The organism is Pseudomonas sp. ASL4 (assembly GCF_056680395.1).
Genome location: NZ_CM155280.1, coordinates 4,171,140 through 4,189,187 on the forward strand (window position 1 = coordinate 4,171,140; position 18,048 = coordinate 4,189,187).

An 18,048-nucleotide genomic window follows, 5' to 3' on the forward strand; every position below is an offset into this window, starting at 1 on the left:
AAAAAAGCCCACATCATGTGGGCTTTTTGTCGGCTGTTAAATGCTCAGGCATAACTCCTGAGCGCCATCGGCGGAATAAAAGCCTCAAGCTCATCCTCCACCGCTTCGATTATTCGTTCTACATCCGCAGCATTCATCACAGTCGCGCAAGGAATTCCGGCAATGGCGATCATGGTCTCGCCACTGGCACGGTCAAAAAGACGGGCAATCATGCTGCCCGGTGCGTCCATGCTCGCCTCGAAACCCATGGGATGAAAATGCCAGCGCATCAGCTGGCAGGCGTTGGGAAAGGTGACTTTGCTGAATGACCCTTTGTTCATGTGTTGCCCGCCTTAGTCATCGAGCGCTTCCTTTAGCTCATGTTAGGGGGGGAAGAGCCGTCAATGGCTCAACCGGTGAATGCATTTAAAAGTAGCATCCAGATGTGAAAACCATGTGGATTTTTTCAGTCTGTTTGGCGATTGGTACCGTTTTTTTGATATGGGTCACGCGCCGGTCATTCATCGACAAAAGGCCATCATTGATTGGTCATTGAAGCCGAGGCCGAAGTTCGGCAAGCTCGATTTTTTTCGCCGAGCGCTTTATGCACGCCGATGATGATGGTCCGCTGCAAACCCAGGCCACGGGCGAAACGGTCATGCGCTACCACCTGTGCTGGAAATACCGGGACCTGAATGGCGTCATGGCCCTGTATCACCCGGATATTCAGTACAGCGACTTTTTCCAGAACCGCGTGATGAGGCTGGACGAGTTGCGCGAGTACGTGCGCGACAGCATGCCGCGCAATCCCGATGAAGCGCTCGAGCACTCGGATCGCATTCGGCTGGACGGGAATACGGCGTTCATTCAGTACCAGATGACCCTGCGCGGCAGCGACGGGCTGGTGTCGTTTCGTTCCAGCGAAGCCATCACCGTGCGCGACGGGCTGATCTGGCGCGTCAACGAGTACGCCTCTCTGGTGCGCGAACAACCTTCCAGTAAAACCAGCAGCAACCTGCGCCCGGCGGCCAGTCGGCTCGGCTTGTCGCCGCGACAGCTGAGTTTCATGGCCGAAGACCTGCAGCAGTACTTCGAGCGCCAGCAACCTTATCTGGACCCCGAGCTCGATTTGCAGCGGGTGGCAAAGGAGTGCGGTTACAGCCGCAATCAGATTTCCTACCTGCTGAACCAGGTGCTCGGGCAAAGCTTCTATCGCTACGTCAATCAGGCGCGTTTGCAGCATCTTTTGGCTGCATTGGATAAGGCCACACCACCGTTGCGAGTCGATGAACTGGCATTCGCCGCCGGTTTCAACTCACTGTCGGCGTTTTACAGTTGTTTTCGCCAGCACACCGGCCAGTCGCCCAAGGCCTACGTCAAACAAATTTCTTTGCGTGCACGCGCGCAAGACAGTCGCTGAGGTCACGCTCTAGGATCGACGCCATCGAAGTTTGAGTGGTGGAGTCTTGTTATGCCGGCGTGGCGCACGATCAGTTTATGGATGGATCAACTCGACGAGCCGTTGCTGGCACGTCCGGCCCTGGAACGGGACCTGGACGTCGACGTGGCCATCATTGGCGCTGGCTACACCGGGCTCTGGACCGCTTATTACCTCAAGCGGCTGGCCCCAGGACTTGAGATCGCCATCGTCGAAGCGCAAACCGCCGGGTTTGGTGCGTCGGGCCGCAATGGCGGCTGGCTGATGGGCAACCTGCTGGGCGAGGACCGTTTGCTCGCCGGTCTGCCGGTCGAACAGCGTCGTGCCTCGTTTGATCTGTTGCACGGCATTCCCGATGAAGTAGAGATCGTCCTCGAACGCGAAGGCATCGACTGCGATTACCGCAAGGGCGGCGTGCTGTATTGCGCGGCCCGCTATCCCGAGCAGGAAGCCAGCTTGCGCAGTTATCTGGACAAACTCTACCGCCAGGGTCTGACCGAAAACGATTACCGCTGGCTCAACCCGGAGCAATTGGCGCAACAGATCAGGGTTGCCAAGCCTTATGGCGGTATCTATGCACCGCACGTAGCGACCATCAATCCGGCAAAGTTGGTCCGAGGCCTGGCGCGGACAGTGGAGCGCATGGGCGTCAAGATTTACGAGAGCAGCCCGGTCACCCACTGGCAGTCCGGCAGCCTGCGTACGGCGAAAGCCCAGGTTCGCAGTCGTTGGATCGTGCCGGCAGTTGAAGGCTATTCGGTGACGCTGCCGCCCTTGGGCCGCTATCAGTTGCCCGTACAGAGCCTGCTGATAGCCACCGAACCGCTGTCCGCCGCCACCTGGGATGAAATCGGTCTTAGCCAGGGCCAGGCCTTTAGCGAAGCCAGCCGTCAGGTCACCTATGGTCAGCGCACTGTCGACAATCGTCTGGTGTTCGGTGCGCGGGGTGGCTACCAATTTGCCGGCAAATTGCGCCATGACTTCGACCTGACCACCAGCGAAGTGGAGCTGCGGCGTTATCTGTTCGGCGAACTGTTCCCGCAGTTGAAGAACGTGCGCATCACCCACGCCTGGGGCGGCAACCTGGGCATGTCCCGTCACTTCAAACCGCACATGCTCTGCGATCGGGCCAATGGCATTGCCTTGTCCGGCGGTTATGGCGGGGAGGGTGTCGGTGCCAGCAATCTGGGCGGACGAACCCTGGCCGATCTGATTCTGGAGCGCGATACCGATCTGGTGCGCCAGCCTTGGGTCATCCCCCAAGGCGGCCTCAATGCGTTAAGAGCCTGGGAGCCGGAACCCTGCCGTTGGCTCGGCTACAACGCGATCATCCGCAGCTTCGTCCACGAAGACCAGACCCTCGCCAACCCGGCCACTGCCCCCTGGCGGCGCAAGCTCGCCAGCGGTGTGGCGGGGTTCATGGAAGGTTTCATGCACTAAAAAAGCGTTCTCTATATCGACAGGTACTCCCATGAGCATCACGCAATTCAAAAACACCGCCACCTTGAAACTGGACGAGTCCAACCCCGTCGCCGTACCGCTGGGAATCCCGGTGGCGGTGGCTTCGACCACCAGCGTCGAGCGGGACGACGGCGTTGAAACCGGCGTTTGGGAATGCACCCCCGGCCGCTGGCGGCGGCAGATCGTCGCCCAGGAGTTCTGCCACTTCATCCAGGGCCGCTGCACCTTCACCCCCGACGGCGGGGAAACCCTGCACATAGAAGCTGGCGATGCACTGATGTTGCCGGCCAATAGTCTCGGTATCTGGGATATCCAGGAAACCGTGCGCAAGACCTACGTTTTGATTTTTTGATTTTGATCTTTTGATTGCCTGCCAATAACAACAACCCATACAGGAATCGACTCATGATCCGAAAGACACTGACCCTGGCACCCCTCGCACTGGTCGCGACCCTCAGCCACGCGGCGGAAACGGTCAAGATCTACAATTGGTCGGACTACATCGCCCCAGACACCACCAAGAACTTCCAGAAAGAAACCGGCATCGGCTTCAGCTACGACGTCTACGACAGCAATGAAACCCTCGACGGCAAGCTGATGACCGGCAAATCCGGCTATGACGTGGTGTTCCCGTCCAATCACTTCATGGCCCGGCAGATTCAGGGCGGGGCGTTGAAGAAACTCGACAAGAGCCAATTGCCGAACTGGAAAAACCTCAACCCGGTGCTACTCACTGCGCTGCAAACCAACGATCCGGGCAACGAACATGGCTTCCCGTACCTATGGGGCAGCACCGGCATCGGCTACAACATCGCCAAGGTCAAAGCGGTGTTGGGCGACAACGCGCCCGTGGATTCCTGGGACCTGATCTTCAAACCCGAAAACATGAAAAAGCTGCAAAAGTGCGGCGTGGCCATTCTCGACAATGGCCCGGAATTGCTGCCCGCCGCCCTGAACTACCTGGGTCTGCCGCACCACAGTAAAAACCCCGAAGACTATAAAAAGGCCGAAGCGCTGCTAATGAAAGTCCGGCCATATGTCAGCTATTTCCACTCCTCCAAATACACCAGCGACCTGGCCAACGGCGACATCTGCGTGGCGGTCGGTTTCTCCGGCGACATCCTGCAAGCGGAAAACCGCGCAAAAGAAGCCAAGAACGGCGTCGACATCGGTTACTCCATTCCCAAGGAAGGCGCCGCCATCTGGTTCGACATGGTTGCCATGCCCGCCGACGCCCCGGACGACAAGGCCGGCTACGCCTTCATGAACTACCTGCTGCGCCCGGACGTGATGGCCGATATCAGCAACTACGTGCACTACGCCAATGGCAATCAACAGGCCGACAGCCTGATCGACCCGGCGATCAAGAACGATACCAAGGTCTATCCGAGCCCGGAGATGATGGGGAAATTGTTCGCGCTGGAGGCGATGCCACTGAATATCGACCGGATTCGGACGCGGGTGTGGAACAAGATTCGGACGGGGAGTTGAGGTCAGGCTATTCGAATGCTGTGGCGTAGAGCTTGTCTGTGGTGAGGGAGCTTGCCCCCGCTTGTCCCAAAAGAAGGGCGCTGCTGCGCAGTCCAGCGGGGCCAAGCCCCCTCGCCACAGGTTACTTATTCCATCAAGCGCCAACGCCGCAACAAGTATTCACTAAATGTTTAATTAGTTGATGGCAATGCACTGGCACTGATATTAATAAGTCCAGCAAAGTGAGACGCTTTCGACAAAACACAACTTATCTCTATTTAATATTTAAATATCCAATTGTCTGACAATCAGTTCAAACCTCCTCTCTGAAAACTATATTTCTACCCCGCATCCATTGTTTCCGGGCACTTGCCTGAGTGCACCAATTTGGCCAAAAAAAAGTAGTAGACGTCTGATTTCAAATTGTGTCAGGTTTCTTACGCCTTCATTGGGCGAGTGATTGGACGATCTCGCCAGAGATTGTCCCGTCGGACAAAAACTGTTCCATTGATTAACAAGGAAGTGTGTTTATGTCGAAAGTAAAAGCCAAAGCTATTGATTCCGCCGAACTGGCCTTCCAGCCACTGCAAGCACTGGCCGCGCCGAGTTCTGCGTTCAGCCAGATCGATAGCTTCAGCCATCAGTACGATCGTGGCGGCAACCTCACGGTCAATGGCAAACCCTCCTTCTCGGTGGATCAAGCCGCGACTCAACTGCTGCGCGATGGTGCTTCCTGGCACGATCTCAACGGCAGCGGCAAGATCGAACTGACTTACACCTTTCTGACGTCCCAGACCTCGAACTTCAGCGGTCTGGGCGTCACCGGTTTCAGTCAGTTCAGCGCCCTGCAAAAATCCCAGGCCGTGCTCGCCATGCAATCCTGGGGCGATGTGGCCAACGTTACTTTTGCCGAAGCGTCCAAGGGTGGCGACGGCCACATGACTTTCGGTAACTACAGTGGCGGCCAGGAAGGTGCAGCGGCATTTGCGTTCCTGCCGGGCACCGAGCCGGGTTATGACGGTCAGTCCTGGTACCTGACTGGCAGTGGCTACAACGTCAACAAAACCCCGGGCTTGAGCAACTACGGGCGTCAAACCCTGACGCACGAAATTGGCCACACCCTGGGCTTGGCTCACCCTGGCGACTACAACGCCGGCGAAGGCAACCCGACCTACAACGACGCGTCCTACGGCCAGGACACCCGTGGCTACAGCCTCATGAGCTACTGGAGTGAAAGCAATACCAACCAGAACTTCAGCAAGGGCGGTGTCGAAGCATATTCGTCCGGCCCGCTGATGGACGATATCGCGGCCATCCAGAAGCTCTACGGCGCCAACATGGAGACCCGTACCGGTGACACCACCTACGGCTTCAACTCCAACGCTGGTCGTGACTTCCTGAGCGCAACCTCGTCGTCCGACAAACTGGTGTTCTCGGTTTGGGATGCGGGCGGCAAGGACACCCTGGACTTCTCCGGTTTTACCCAAAACCAGAAGATCAACCTCAATGACGCCTCGTTCTCCGACGTTGGCGGCCTGGTGGGCAACGTGTCCATCGCCAAGGGCGCGATCATCGAGAACGCCATTGGTGGTTCGGGCAATGACTTGCTGATCGGTAACAGCGTGGCCAACGAGCTGAAGGGCGGTGCCGGCAACGACATCCTCTACGGCGCGGGCGGTGCGGACAAACTGTGGGGTGGTTCGGGTTCGGACACCTTCGTGTTTGCCGCCAGCACTGACTCCAAGCCAGGTGCGGCCGATCAGATCATGGATTTTGTCAGTGGCCTGGACAAGATCGACCTGACCGGTATCACCAAAGGCGCAGGTCTGCACTTCGTGAATTCGTTCACAGGTGCGGCAGGCGATGCGGTGCTGACCTCTTCCGGTGGCAACAGCCTGTTGTCGGTGGACTTCTCCGGGCACGGCGTGGCTGACTTCCTGGTCAGCACCGTTGGTCAGGCAGTTACCACAGACATCGTGGCCTGATTCAAGGCAAAAAGGAGCGCGGCGCTTGATGCGCCGCGCTCTGTCCTTGCATCGTTGCCTGCTGTGAGTAAGGCTACACGCCGGAGTAAAACGTCCTATGACCCATAACGCCTTTACCTACAGAGCAACCGCGTGGCTATTGGCGACGCTGATGATGTTTTTTGGAGATGTAGCCATGGCAAGCAGCCTGAAATTAGCGGACCCCTCGGAACTGGCAGGTCGTTGGCAGGCCACCCTCAACACCCCGCAAGACACCGCCGAATCCCAAGCGTTGCAGGACAAACCGTCGAACGTCTGCGCCATCGATTTTGAACAACAGCAAACCCTGGGTAATGGCGCCGAATGCCTCAGTGCCTGGCTGGACGAACCGGCGATTGGCTGGTTCCCGGAACCGGACGGTATCTCGATTACCGGCAAAGAAGGTTCAAGAATTGTGTTCTTCAGCCGACAGCGTGAGGGGCTTTATAAAAGCACGCTGAAGTCAGGTCTGATCATTACGCTCGTGCGCGCAGCGCAAAGCGAAAAATAGCTGACCCGGCGCCAGCCGCCGATATATAGCTTGCTGTTGCAGTTATAAGCAGCCCTTCAATAACCGAAACTCTCGATTTATGAAAAGAGTTGTTATGAAAGTGTAAGCAGTAACTTGCGAAGAATGTCTCGACCCGTGTGCGGACAGTTAATAGAAATCTCGTCAATGAATGGCGAGGCATATCATCTCAGGAAAACTCAATGAAGATGGCGAACGCCCCAGGCACCGCACCGTTATTCAAGGCACTGGGCGACTATAAAAGCATCCTGATCAGCGTCGGTTGTTTTACCGCGTTGATTAACGTGCTGATGCTGGTTCCGTCTATTTATATGCTTCAGGTCTATGACCGCGTGCTGTCTTCGCAAAACGAAACAACCCTGGCCATGTTGTCATTGATGGTGGTGGGTTTTTTTGCCTTCATCGGCGTGCTGGAGATCGTGCGCAGTTTCATCGTTATCCGCATTGGCAGCCAACTGGAGCGCCGCTTCAACCTGCGGGTCTATCAGGCGGCGTTCGAGCGCAACCTGTTTAAAGGCGAGGGCAACGCCGGGCAGTCGCTCGGGGATCTGACCCACATTCGCCAGTTCGTCACCGGCCCGGCGTTGTTCGCCTTCTTTGATGCGCCATGGTTCCCGGTGTACCTGTTTGTGATTTTCCTGTTTAACGTCTGGCTGGGCGTGCTGGCTACTGCCGGCGCGGTGCTGCTGATCGGCCTGGCATTCCTTAACGAAGCCATGACCAAAAAGCCGTTGGGCGAAGCCGCGGGTTTTTCCCAGCGGTCCAGCCAACTAGCCACCAGCCACTTGCATAACGCCGAAACCATTCAGGCCATGGGCATGCTCGGTGCCTTGCGCAAGCGCTGGTTCCAGGTGCATTCACGCTTCCTGGGTTTGCAAAATCAGGCCAGTGACACCGGCGCGGTCATCAGCTCCGCGAGCAAGACCTTGCGTCTGTGCCTGCAATCGCTGGTGCTGGGCCTGGGTGCCTTGCTGGTGATCAAGGGCGAAATGACTGCCGGGATGATGATTGCCGGCTCCATCCTCATGGGCCGGGTCTTGAGCCCCATCGATCAACTGATCGCCGTGTGGAAACAATGGAGCGGCGCCAAACTCGCTTACCGCCGCCTCGATGCGTTGCTGCAAGCCTATCCACCCAGTGACGAAGCCATGGAGCTGCCAGCCCCCAAAGGTCAGATCAGCTTTGAACAAGTCAGCGCCGGCCCTCCGGGCAAGCGTGCTGCCACGTTGCATATGGTCAATTTCAGTCTGGGTGCAGGGGAAGTATTGGGTGTGCTTGGCGCCTCCGGTTCCGGTAAGTCGACTTTGGCCCGCGTACTGGTCGGTGTTTGGCCGACCCTCGGCGGTACGGTGCGGCTCGACGGTGCGGACATCCATCGCTGGAACCGCGATGACCTCGGGCCGTACATCGGCTATCTGCCTCAGGACATCGAACTGTTCAGCGGCAGCATTGCGGAAAACATCGCACGGTTCCGTGAAGCGGACCCGCAAAAAGTTGTGGAGGCCGCGCAACACGCCGGTGTCCACGAAATGATCCTGCGCATGCCTCAAGGCTACGACACCGTGCTCGGTGAAGACGGCGGCGGTTTGTCCGGCGGCCAGAAGCAGCGTGTGGCCCTGGCCCGTGCTCTGTACGGTGAACCGAGCCTGGTGGTGCTGGATGAACCCAACTCCAACCTCGACACCGTCGGCGAAGCGGCACTGGCCGGCGCCATCGCGCACATGAAGGCCCAGGGTACCAGCGTGATTCTGGTGACCCACCGTTCCTCGGCGCTGGCCCAGGCCGACAAGTTGCTGGTGCTCAACGAAGGTCGCTTGCAGGCGTTCGGCCCAAGTCACGACGTGCTCAAGGCACTGTCCGGGAACGCGTCTGCCAACCAGGAGCAGCAAAGAGACAAACCAGTGCAGGCACCCGGCGGGCTCAGCATGAGCCGGCAGTATCAGCCCACGACAAGGAATTCGGGTGTATGAGCAGCGCACGCATGAACACTGAAAACGAAGCAACGATGGAACACGATTACATCGCTGAACGCCCTGAGCGTGACGCCAAATTCTTCGCCCGTATGGGCTGGGTACTGGCGATCGTCGGTGCTGGCAGTTTCTTCACCTGGGCGAGCCTCGCGCCACTGGATCAAGGCATCCCGGTGCAAGGCACCGTGGTGGTGTCCGGCAAGCGCAAGGCTGTGCAATCGATGAGTCCCGGCGTCGTCAGCCGGATTCTGGTGCGCGAAGGCCAGGTGGTGAAACTCGGTCAGCCGCTGTTCCAGCTCGACCAGACGCAAGTCGCTGCCGACGTCGATTCGCTTCAGGCGCAATACCGCATGGCCTGGGCCAGCGTGGCGCGTTGGGAGAGCGAGCGGGACAATCTCAAACAGGTGAATTTCCCTGCCGAGCTGAGCAAGGATGCTGACCCACGCTTGATGCTGGTACTGGAAGGCCAGCGCCAATTGTTCAGCAGCCGCCGCGAAGCCTATTTCCGGGAGCAGGGCGGACTGCGCGCCAACATCGAAGGCGCCAGTGCGCAACTGGCCGGCATGCGCCGTGCGCGCACCGACCTGACAGCTCAGGCCAACTCCTTGCAACAGCAACTGAGCAACCTTCAGCCCTTGGCGGACAACGGCTACATTCCGCGCAACCGGTTGATGGAATATCAGCGTCAGCTGTCGCAAGTACAGCAACAACTGGCCGAGAACACCGGTGAAAGCGGGCGAGTGGAGCAGGGCATCCTCGAAGCGAAACTCAAGCTGCAGCAGCACATCGAGGAGTACCAGAAAGAAGTCCGCACCCAACTGGCCGACGCGCAGCTCAAAAGCGTAACGCTCAAGGAGCAACTGACGTCCGCCGGGTTTGACTTGCAACACCGCGAGATCATCGCCACCGCTGACGGCATCGCGGTCAACCTAGGGGTTCACACCGAAGGTGCGGTGGTGCGCCAGGGCGAAACCCTGCTGGAAATCGTGCCCCAAGGCACTCGGCTGGAAGTGGAAGGGCACTTGCCGGTCAACCTGATCGACAAGGTCGGTACGCACCTGCCGGTGGACATTCTGTTCACCGCGTTCAACCAGAGCCGCACGCCGCGAGTGCCAGGCGAAGTCAGCCTGATTTCCGCCGACCAGATGCTCGACGAAAAAACCGGTGCACCGTATTACGTGCTGCGCAGCAGCGTCAGTGACCAGGCGATGGAAAAGCTCCACGGTCTGGTGATCAAGCCTGGCATGCCCGCCGAAATGTTCGTGCGTACGGGTGAACGTTCACTCCTCAACTATCTGTTCAAACCGCTGCTCGACCGGGCAGGCTCCGCGTTGACCGAGGAATAAGGATGTTCGGTTGTATGAATAAGCTTTCCATGCTCGGGGCGGCCCTGGCGTTGCTGACTTGCAACAGTGCGATGGCCCTGGGGCCGTTTGAGATCTACGAACAAGCGTTGCGCAATGACCCGGTGTTCCTTGGTGCGATCAAGGAGCGGGATGCCGGCCTTGAAAACCGCATCATCGGCCGCGCCGGGCTGTTGCCCAAGATCGGTTACAACTACAACAAGGGACGTAACTCCTCCAAGGCCACCGCGCTGGATGAGCACGGGCAGAACCGGACCGATGACCGTAACTACAGCAGTTACGGCTCGACCCTGACCCTGCAACAACCATTGCTCGACTACGAGGCATACGCCTCGTATCGCAAAGGCGTGGCGCAAGCGTTGTTCGCCGACGAAGCCTTTCGAGGCAAGAGTCAGGAATTGCTGGTGCGGGTGCTGGAGAACTACACCAAGGCATTGTTCGCGCAGGATCAGATCGACATCGCGCAAGCGAAGAAGAAAGCCTTCGAACAGCAGTTCCAGCAAAACGAGCAGATGTTCCGCCAGGGCGAGGGCACGCGTACCGATATTCTGGAAGCCGAGTCCCGTTATGAACTGGCCACGGCCGAGGAAATCGAGGCCCGCGATGAGCAGGACGCGTCGTTGCGTGAACTCGGGGCGCTGATTGGCGTGCCGACGATCAATATCGGCGACCTGGCGCCGCTGGACCAGAACTTCCAGACGTTCACCTTGCAACCGGCCAATTACGACACCTGGCACGAGATGGCCGTGGCCAACAACCCGAACCTGGCTTCCCAACGCCAGGCCGTGGAAGTGGCGCGCTACGAGGTTGAGCGCAATCGTGCCGGGCACATGCCGAAACTTAGCGCCTATGCCACGGTGCGCCAGAACGAGTCGGAAAGCGGCAATACCTATAACCAGCGCTACGACACCAACACCATTGGCTTCGAAGTCAACGTGCCGCTGTATGCCGGCGGCGGGGTCTCGGCGATGACCCGCCAGGCCAGCAGTAACATGGAACAGGCCGAGTACGAGCTGGATGGCAAGACCCGGGAAACCTTGATCGAATTGCGTCGCCAGTTCAGTGCCTGCCTGTCCGGGGTGAACAAACTGCGGGCCTATCAAAAAGCCCTGACCTCTGCGGAAGCGTTGGTGGTTTCGACCAAGCAAAGCATTCTGGGTGGCGAGCGCGTCAATCTTGATGCGTTGAACGCTGAACAACAGCTCTACACCACCCGCCGCGACCTGGCCCAGACGCGTTACGACTACCTGATGGCGTGGACCAAGTTGCATTACTACGCCGGGACCTTGAACGAGCAGGATTTGGCCAGGGTTGACGAGGCGTTTGGCCAGGGCCCGAGAACCCAGTGATTTTCTGAAGGTATACAAACCTGTGGCGAGGGGGCTTGCCCCCGTTCGGTTGCGTAGCAGCCGCCATCTGGGGTCGCTTCGCAGCCCAACGGGGGCTAGCCCCCTCGCCACAGCAAGCCCCCTTGCCACAGAGTCACCTTCAACCTGAAAGAAGTGCGATGCAGTAATACGGCAACACCACCCCCTCGGACAGGGGGACTAAAACTCTAATAACGCCAAAAAAGCGAGAAGACATGGACGTACAGATCAAGCCGGTTTCGGTCGGCACGCTATTGCTCGCGGTTTGCATAATGCCCGCCGCAGCCCAGGCCCAATATCTTGAAACCGGCAAACCCGGTGACGCCGCCAGTTGGCGCTCGGCCGAGTTCCAGCGCGATTGGGGGCTTGCGCGCATGCAAGCCGATCAAGCCTATGCCGCCGGCATCACCGGCAAAGGCGTGAAAATCGGTGAACTGGATTCCGGCTTCGATTCCACTCATCCCGAATTCGCCACCGACCGTTACCACGCGGTCATGACCAGCGGCAGCTACGTCGACGGCTCACCGTTCAATGTCGTCGGCACGCTCAACTCCAACAACGACTCCCACGGCACCCACGTCACCGGCATCATGGGCGCTTCCCGCGATGGTAGCGGCATGCACGGCGTGGCGTACAACGCACAAATCTACGTGGCCAATACCAACAAGAACGACAGCTTCCTGTTCGGCCCCACCCCCGATCCGAAGTATTTCAAAGCGGCTTACAACGCCCTGGCAGATGCCGGCGTTCGGGCGATCAACAACAGTTGGGGCAGTCAGCCGCCGGATGTCAGCTATCGAACCCTCGACGATCTGCACGCGGCCTACGCCCAACACTTCAACAAAGGCACCTGGCTCGATGCCGCCGCCGACGTGTCCCTTCGTCGCGGTGTGATCAATGTGTTCAGCGCCGGCAACAGCGGTTATCCCAACGCCAGCGTGCGTTCGGCGCTGCCGTACTTCCAGCCGGATCTGGAAGGCCACTGGCTTGCCGTCTCGGGGCTGGATCAAGGCAATCAGCAAAAGTACAACCAGTGCGGGATCGCCAAGTACTGGTGCATCACCACCCCCGGCGCGAAGATCGACAGCACCATTCCCGGTGGCGGCTACGCGATCAAGTCCGGCACGTCCATGTCCGCGCCTCACGCCACGGGCGCCCTGGCGCTGGTGATGGAGCGCTATCCGTACATGAACAACCAGCAAGCGCTGCAAGTGCTGCTGACCACCGCGACCCAACTCGACGGTTCAATCACCAATGCGCCGAACACGACAGTCGGCTGGGGCGTGGCGAACCTTGATCGGGCGATGCGCGGTCCGGGGCAATTGCTCAGTTCTTTTGACGCTAATTTGGGGGCAGGGCAGAGCGATGTCTGGAGCAACGGTATCAGCGATAAGGCGTTGATCCAGCGTCAGGCTGAAGATGCCGCCGAGCACAGCGCCTGGCAACAAACCCTGAAGAACAGAGGCTGGCAAAACGGTGTGGCGGCCGGCGCCAGTCAACAGGATCAAACTGACTATGCAGTGGGCATGGCGCGGGATGCCGCGGCGGCCAGTCGGGTCTATGAAGGCAGCCTGATCAAGTCCGGCGTCGGGCGGTTGATGCTGACCGGCGACAGCACCTATCGCGGCCCGACCACGGTCAACGGCGGTTTGCTGGCGGTGAACGGTTCACTTGCCTCAACAGTGACCGTGAATGACAGCGGCACCCTGGGCGGCTCCGGACGCATCGGCGCACTGACGGCGAATGCCGGCGGCACGGTCGCCCCGGGCAATTCCATCGGGACTTTGCAGGTCAGTGGCAACGTGACCTTCGCGCCGGGCTCGACCTACGCCGTGGAACTGTCGCCGACCAGCAGCGACCGGATTGTCGCCGGTGGCATGGCCACCGTCAGCGGTGCCACGGTGAGTCTGTCGCTGGAAAACAGCCCGACCTTGCTCAGCGCCCGGCAAGTGCAAAGCCTGCTCGGTCATCAGTACGACATTCTGCAAGCAGCCGGCGGCATTCAGGGTCAGTTCGGCGCCGTGTTGCCCAACTACCTGTTCATCGGCGGCAGCCTTGATTACTCCGCCACCGGGGTTGTCCTGAGCGTTGAGCGCAACGCCACGAGTTTCGCCAGTGTCGGGCAAACCCCGAACCAGCGTGCCGTGGCCAGTGCAGTGGAAGGGCTGGGGGCGAGTCATCCAGTCTACGAAAGCCTGCTGCTGTCGCCGACTGCAAGTTCCGCGCAACAGGCGTTCCAGCAACTGTCGGGGGAAATCTACCCGGCGCTGGGCTCTGTGCTGATCAACGACAGCCGTTATCTGCGCGATGCAATCGGTGAGCGCCTCAACGACGCGAAAGGCACCCAAAGCAACGGCTGGATCAAGGCCCTTGGCGCCTGGGGCAAGACCGATGACCTAAACGACACGGCCGGCTACACCACTTCGATTGGCGGTCTGTTGGCTGGTGTTGATGGTGCGCTGGATGAGCAGACCCGAATCGGCCTGGTCACCGGTTACAGCGACAGTTCGGTGAACATGGGGGCCGGCACGCATTCCTCGGCGCAAGTCGACAGCTATCACCTGGGCGCTTATGCCGGCCACGAACTGGGCGCCTGGCGCCTGAGCGCGGGCGGTGCCTACAGCTGGCATCGGGCTGACGTTAAACGTGATCTGCAATACGGCGATGTCAGTGCCAAGCAGAAAGCCAAAGTCGATGCGGCCACCACTCAGGTCTTTGGTGAAGCGGCGTATCGCCTGAACCTGCAACCCGTGGCGCTGGAGCCGTTCGCTAACCTGGCCTACGTGCACCTCGACACCGATGGTTTCACCGAAAAAGGCGATGCCGCCGCGCTGAAAAGCCACGGCGACACCCGCGATGCAGTGCTCAGCACCCTGGGCCTGCGGGCGCTGAAAACCGTGAACCTGTCCGGCCAGCAACAACTGGAACTGAGCGGCAGCCTCGGCTGGCAGCACAACCTGAGCAGTACCGATTCGGAGCAACACCTGGCGTTTGCCAGCGCCAGCATGCCGTTCTCGGTGGAAAGCTCGCCGCTGGTGCGCGACGCCGCGTTGGTCGGCGCCCATGCCGGCTTGGCCCTGAGTCGCGACATTCGCTTGAACCTCGATTACACCGGCCAACTGGCCAGCCGCGAGAAGAGCCATGGCGTGGGGCTTAGCCTCAATTGGCAGTTTTAACGCGGTAAACGACGAATGCGGCAATGAGGATCGCCCGGTTTAAGGATTGAAACGATGAACCCCTGTGGGAGCGGGCTTGCTCGCGAAAGCGGACTGTCAGCCAACATTAATCGTGACTGACAGGACGCCTTCGCGAGCAAGCCCGCTCCCACAGGTAACGCCTCATTGCCACAAGGATTTTTGGCAACACAACTAAGGATGGTCGTTGGATGAAGCTTGAAAACAACAACAAATTTGCCCTGAAAACCCTCAACTACGCGGTGCTCTGCGCACTGGCCACGCTGGGTACCGCCCATGCCGCGCCTTACGTGGAAAACGGCAAACTCGGTGACCCGAACAGTTGGCGCAGCGCCGAGTTCAAGGCCGATTGGGGCGTGGGCGCGATCAACGCCCAGGACGCCTACGCCGCCGGCTACACCGGCAAAGGCGTGAAACTGGGGATCTTCGACCAGCCGGTCTACGCCGCGCACCCGGAGTTTTCCGGGGCCAACAAAGTAATCAACCTGGTCACCAGCGGCATTCGCGAATACACCGACCCGTACATTCCGGTCAAAGCCGGGGATGCGTTCCGTTATGACGGCACGCCTTCGGTTGGTTCCAACGGCAAGCTCGGCGCTCACGGCACCCACGTTGGCGGGATCGCTGCCGGTAGCCGCGACGGCGGCCCGATGCACGGCGTCGCCTTCGGTGCGCAAATCATCAGCGCCGACAACGGTGACCCAGGCCCGGAGGACGGGATCATTCGCGGCAACGACGGCGCGGTTTACAAGGCCGGTTGGGATGCCCTGATCGCCAGTGGCGCACGCGTCATCAACAATAGCTGGGGCATCGGCATCACCGATCGCTTCGACCTCGGCGGGAGCGACCCGGCGCATCCGCACTTCACCGTGCAAGACGCCCAGTTGCAGTTCAACGAGATCCGGCCGTTGCTCGGGACCAAACCGGGTGGTGCCTATGACGGCGCGATTGCCGCAGCCCGCAGCGGCATCGTGACGATCTTCGCCGCTGGCAACGACCACAACCTCAACAACCCCGATGCCATTGCCGGCCTGGGTTACTTTGTGCCGGACATCGCGCCGAACTGGGTCACCGTCGCCGCGCTGCAACAGAACCCGGACCTGACCAGCGCCAACCCCTATAACATCAGCACGTTCTCGTCGCGCTGCGGCTACACCGCCAGTTTTTGCGTATCGGCACCGGGCACCAAGATCTACAGCTCGATCATCAGCGGCACCAACGCCGAGAACCTGACCACCGGCTACGCCAACTACAACGGCACCTCGATGGCCGCGCCGCACGTGGCCGGTTCCATGGCGGTGTTGATGGAACGCTTCCCCTACATGACCGGCGCGCAGGTCGCCAGCGTGTTGCGCACCACCGCCACCGACCTCGGCGCCCCAGGCATCGACGCGTTGTACGGCTGGGGCATGATCAACCTGAGCAAGGGCGTCAATGGCCCGGCGATGTTCGTCACCGAGAAGGACATTCCCGAAGAGTTCCGCATCGCAGGTGCCTACGGCTCCAGCCAGTTTGTCGCGGACCTGCCAGGCATCGGCGCGATCGTCGACGCCGGCAAACCCACCGAGCGTGTCTGTAACGACGTGCACTGCGGGCTCGACACCTGGAGCAACGACATTTCCGGCCATGGCGGCCTGACCAAACAGGGCATCGGCACCCTGGTGATGACCGGCGCCAACACCTACGCCGGTCCGACGCTGGTCAACCAGGGCCGCTTGGCGATCAATGGTTCACTGATGTCCGCGGTCACCGTCAATGACAGCGGCATCCTCGGCGGCAACGGCAGCATCGGTGCATTGACCGCGAAAAGCGGCGGCACCGTGGCGCCGGGCAACTCCATCGGCACCTTGCACGTGACGGGCGACGTCGTCTTCGAACCAGGCTCGACCTACGCCGTGGAACTGTCACCGACCAGCAGCGACCAGATCGTCGCAAGCGGCAAAGCAGTGATCGATGGCGCTACGGTCAGCCTGTCCCTGGAAAACAGTCCGACATTACTGACCACCGCCCAGACCCAAAGCTTGCTCGGCCATCAGTACAACATCCTGCAAGCGGCCGGCGGCATACAAGGGCAATTCGGTGCGGTATTGCCGAACTACCTGTTTATCGGCGGTGCCCTCGACTATTCGGCCAACGGCATTCAGTTGGCGGTGGTGCGTAACGCGACGTCCTTCAGCAACGTTGGCCTGACTCCAAACCAACGCGCTGTAGGCGCTGCCGCCGAGCAATTGGGCGCGGGCAATGCGCTGTACGAAACCCTGCTGTTGTCGCCGACTGCAGCGGTGGCCCAGCAAGCGTTCCAGCAACTGTCCGGCGAGATTCATCCGGCCATCGGCACGATGCTGATCAACGACAGCCGCTACCTGCGTGATGCCGTCAGCGAGCGTCTGCGTGAACGGGATCTGTTCAACTCCGGCGCGCCGACCGATGACAAAAGCAACCTCTGGGTCAAGGCCCTTGGCGCCTGGGGCAAGAGCGATGGCGGCAATGACAACGCCAGCTCCAACAGCTCCATCGGCGGCTTGCTGGTCGGTGGTGATGGCTTGATTGCTGAAGAAACCCGCCTCGGTTTCGTTACTGGTTATAGCGACAGCTCGTTGAGCATGGGCGATGGCACGCATTCGTCGGCATCGGTCGACAGCTACCACTTGGGTGCGTACCTCGGGCATGAAATCGATGCCCTGCGCTTGAGCGTCGGTGGTGCTTACAGCTGGCATCGGATTGATGTGAAACGAGAACTGCAATTGGGCGACGTCAGCGGCAAGCAGAAAACCAAACGCGATGCGACCACGGCTCAACTGTTCGCCGAGGCTGCTTACAAACTGGACCTGCAACCGCTGGCACTGGAACCGTTCGCCAACCTGGCCTACGTGCACTTGAACAGCGACGGCTTCACCGAGAACGGTGATGCCGCGGCGCTCAAGGGCGGTGAAGACAACCGCGACGCGGTGCTGTCGACCCTCGGTCTGCGGGCCGGCAAATCGATTGCGCTGTCTGACCAGAAAAAACTGGAACTGTCTGGCAGCCTCGGCTGGCAGCACAACCTGAGCAGCACCCGTTCCGAAGACCACTTGGCCTTCGCCAACGGCAACACCGCATTCAGCGTGCAGAGCGTATCCCTGGACCGCGACGCCGCGGTCGTCGGGCTGCGCGCCGGGTTGGCCTTGAACCAGGCAACCCGCGTGAACCTGGATTACAACGGACTGATCGGTTCCAACGAGAAGGACCACGGCGTGGGCCTGACCCTGGACTGGCAGTTCTGATTTGACGCTA

At 59.8% G+C, this 18,048-nt stretch carries 12 protein-coding genes; 11 read left to right on the forward strand and 1 reads right to left on the reverse strand.

The features are described 5' to 3' along the window. Window positions 1-44: 44 nt before the first annotated feature. Window positions 45-320 carry a DUF1652 domain-containing protein gene (locus AC1MEW_RS18745; RefSeq protein ID WP_201203500.1) on the reverse strand — a complete coding sequence of 92 codons (276 nt, stop codon included), beginning with the start codon at window positions 318-320 and terminating at the stop codon, window positions 45-47. Between the two features lie 263 nt (window positions 321-583). Between AC1MEW_RS18745 and AC1MEW_RS18750 the strand changes: the two genes are divergently transcribed. The 11 genes from AC1MEW_RS18750 to AC1MEW_RS18800 all read left to right on the forward strand — a co-directional run bounded on the left by AC1MEW_RS18750 (window position 584) and on the right by AC1MEW_RS18800 (window position 18,038). Continuing rightward, a complete protein-coding gene (locus AC1MEW_RS18750; RefSeq protein WP_201203502.1) occupies window positions 584-1,399 on the forward strand; it encodes a helix-turn-helix domain-containing protein in 816 nt (271 codons plus the stop codon). 51 nt (window positions 1,400-1,450) lie between these two features. Continuing rightward, on the forward strand, window positions 1,451-2,857 hold the full coding sequence (locus AC1MEW_RS18755) for an NAD(P)/FAD-dependent oxidoreductase (RefSeq protein WP_480423143.1): 1,407 nt from the start codon (window positions 1,451-1,453) through the stop codon (window positions 2,855-2,857). A 31-nt stretch (window positions 2,858-2,888) separates the two neighbouring features. Next, window positions 2,889-3,230: a cupin domain-containing protein gene (locus AC1MEW_RS18760; protein WP_480423144.1), complete on the forward strand. Its 342-nt coding sequence runs from the start codon at window positions 2,889-2,891 to the stop codon at window positions 3,228-3,230. A gap of 53 nt (window positions 3,231-3,283) precedes the next feature. Beyond that, window positions 3,284-4,369, forward strand: a complete 1,086-nt coding sequence (locus tag AC1MEW_RS18765) for a polyamine ABC transporter substrate-binding protein (RefSeq protein ID WP_201203516.1) — start codon at window positions 3,284-3,286, stop codon at window positions 4,367-4,369. 509 nt (window positions 4,370-4,878) lie between these two features. Continuing rightward, entirely contained in the window at window positions 4,879-6,333 is a 1,455-nt protein-coding gene (locus AC1MEW_RS18770) for a serralysin family metalloprotease (protein ID WP_201255194.1), read from the forward strand. A gap of 97 nt (window positions 6,334-6,430) precedes the next feature. Then, window positions 6,431-6,862 carry an AprI/Inh family metalloprotease inhibitor gene (locus AC1MEW_RS18775; RefSeq protein ID WP_323570449.1) on the forward strand — a complete coding sequence of 144 codons (432 nt, stop codon included), beginning with the start codon at window positions 6,431-6,433 and terminating at the stop codon, window positions 6,860-6,862. A 200-nt stretch (window positions 6,863-7,062) separates the two neighbouring features. Further along, window positions 7,063-8,850, forward strand: a complete 1,788-nt coding sequence (locus AC1MEW_RS18780; RefSeq protein ID WP_201203527.1) for a type I secretion system permease/ATPase — start codon at window positions 7,063-7,065, stop codon at window positions 8,848-8,850. Then, complete coding sequence (locus AC1MEW_RS18785) at window positions 8,847-10,196, forward strand: HlyD family type I secretion periplasmic adaptor subunit (RefSeq protein ID WP_201255192.1); 1,350 nt, start codon at window positions 8,847-8,849, stop codon at window positions 10,194-10,196. Before AC1MEW_RS18780 ends, AC1MEW_RS18785 begins: the two co-directional genes overlap by 4 nt. A 2-nt stretch (window positions 10,197-10,198) precedes the next feature. Then, window positions 10,199-11,563, forward strand: coding sequence for a TolC family outer membrane protein (locus AC1MEW_RS18790; protein WP_201255191.1), 1,365 nt, complete (start codon window positions 10,199-10,201; stop codon window positions 11,561-11,563). Between the two features lie 233 nt (window positions 11,564-11,796). Beyond that, window positions 11,797-14,757, forward strand: a complete 2,961-nt coding sequence (gene eprS, locus AC1MEW_RS18795) for an autotransporter serine peptidase EprS (protein ID WP_480423147.1) — start codon at window positions 11,797-11,799, stop codon at window positions 14,755-14,757. Between the two features lie 209 nt (window positions 14,758-14,966). Further along, the gene (locus AC1MEW_RS18800) at window positions 14,967-18,038 is read left to right on the forward strand and encodes an autotransporter domain-containing protein (protein WP_480423148.1); all 3,072 of its coding nucleotides are present in this window, start codon (window positions 14,967-14,969) and stop codon (window positions 18,036-18,038) included. Window positions 18,039-18,048 lie beyond the last annotated feature (10 nt).

Coding starts and splice junctions, on each gene's coding strand:
- eprS (WP_480423147.1), top strand. CDS start 11,797: ATGGACGTACAGATCAAGCCGGTTTCGGTCGGCACGCTATTGCTCGCG.
- AC1MEW_RS18785 (WP_201255192.1), top strand. CDS start 8,847: ATGAGCAGCGCACGCATGAACACTGAAAACGAAGCAACGATGGAACAC.
- AC1MEW_RS18745 (WP_201203500.1), bottom strand. CDS start 320: ATGAACAAAGGGTCATTCAGCAAAGTCACCTTTCCCAACGCCTGCCAG.
- AC1MEW_RS18770 (WP_201255194.1), top strand. CDS start 4,879: ATGTCGAAAGTAAAAGCCAAAGCTATTGATTCCGCCGAACTGGCCTTC.
- AC1MEW_RS18790 (WP_201255191.1), top strand. CDS start 10,199: ATGTTCGGTTGTATGAATAAGCTTTCCATGCTCGGGGCGGCCCTGGCG.
- AC1MEW_RS18775 (WP_323570449.1), top strand. CDS start 6,431: ATGACCCATAACGCCTTTACCTACAGAGCAACCGCGTGGCTATTGGCG.
- AC1MEW_RS18800 (WP_480423148.1), top strand. CDS start 14,967: ATGAAGCTTGAAAACAACAACAAATTTGCCCTGAAAACCCTCAACTAC.
- AC1MEW_RS18755 (WP_480423143.1), top strand. CDS start 1,451: ATGCCGGCGTGGCGCACGATCAGTTTATGGATGGATCAACTCGACGAG.
- AC1MEW_RS18765 (WP_201203516.1), top strand. CDS start 3,284: ATGATCCGAAAGACACTGACCCTGGCACCCCTCGCACTGGTCGCGACC.
- AC1MEW_RS18760 (WP_480423144.1), top strand. CDS start 2,889: ATGAGCATCACGCAATTCAAAAACACCGCCACCTTGAAACTGGACGAG.
- AC1MEW_RS18780 (WP_201203527.1), top strand. CDS start 7,063: ATGAAGATGGCGAACGCCCCAGGCACCGCACCGTTATTCAAGGCACTG.
- AC1MEW_RS18750 (WP_201203502.1), top strand. CDS start 584: ATGCACGCCGATGATGATGGTCCGCTGCAAACCCAGGCCACGGGCGAA.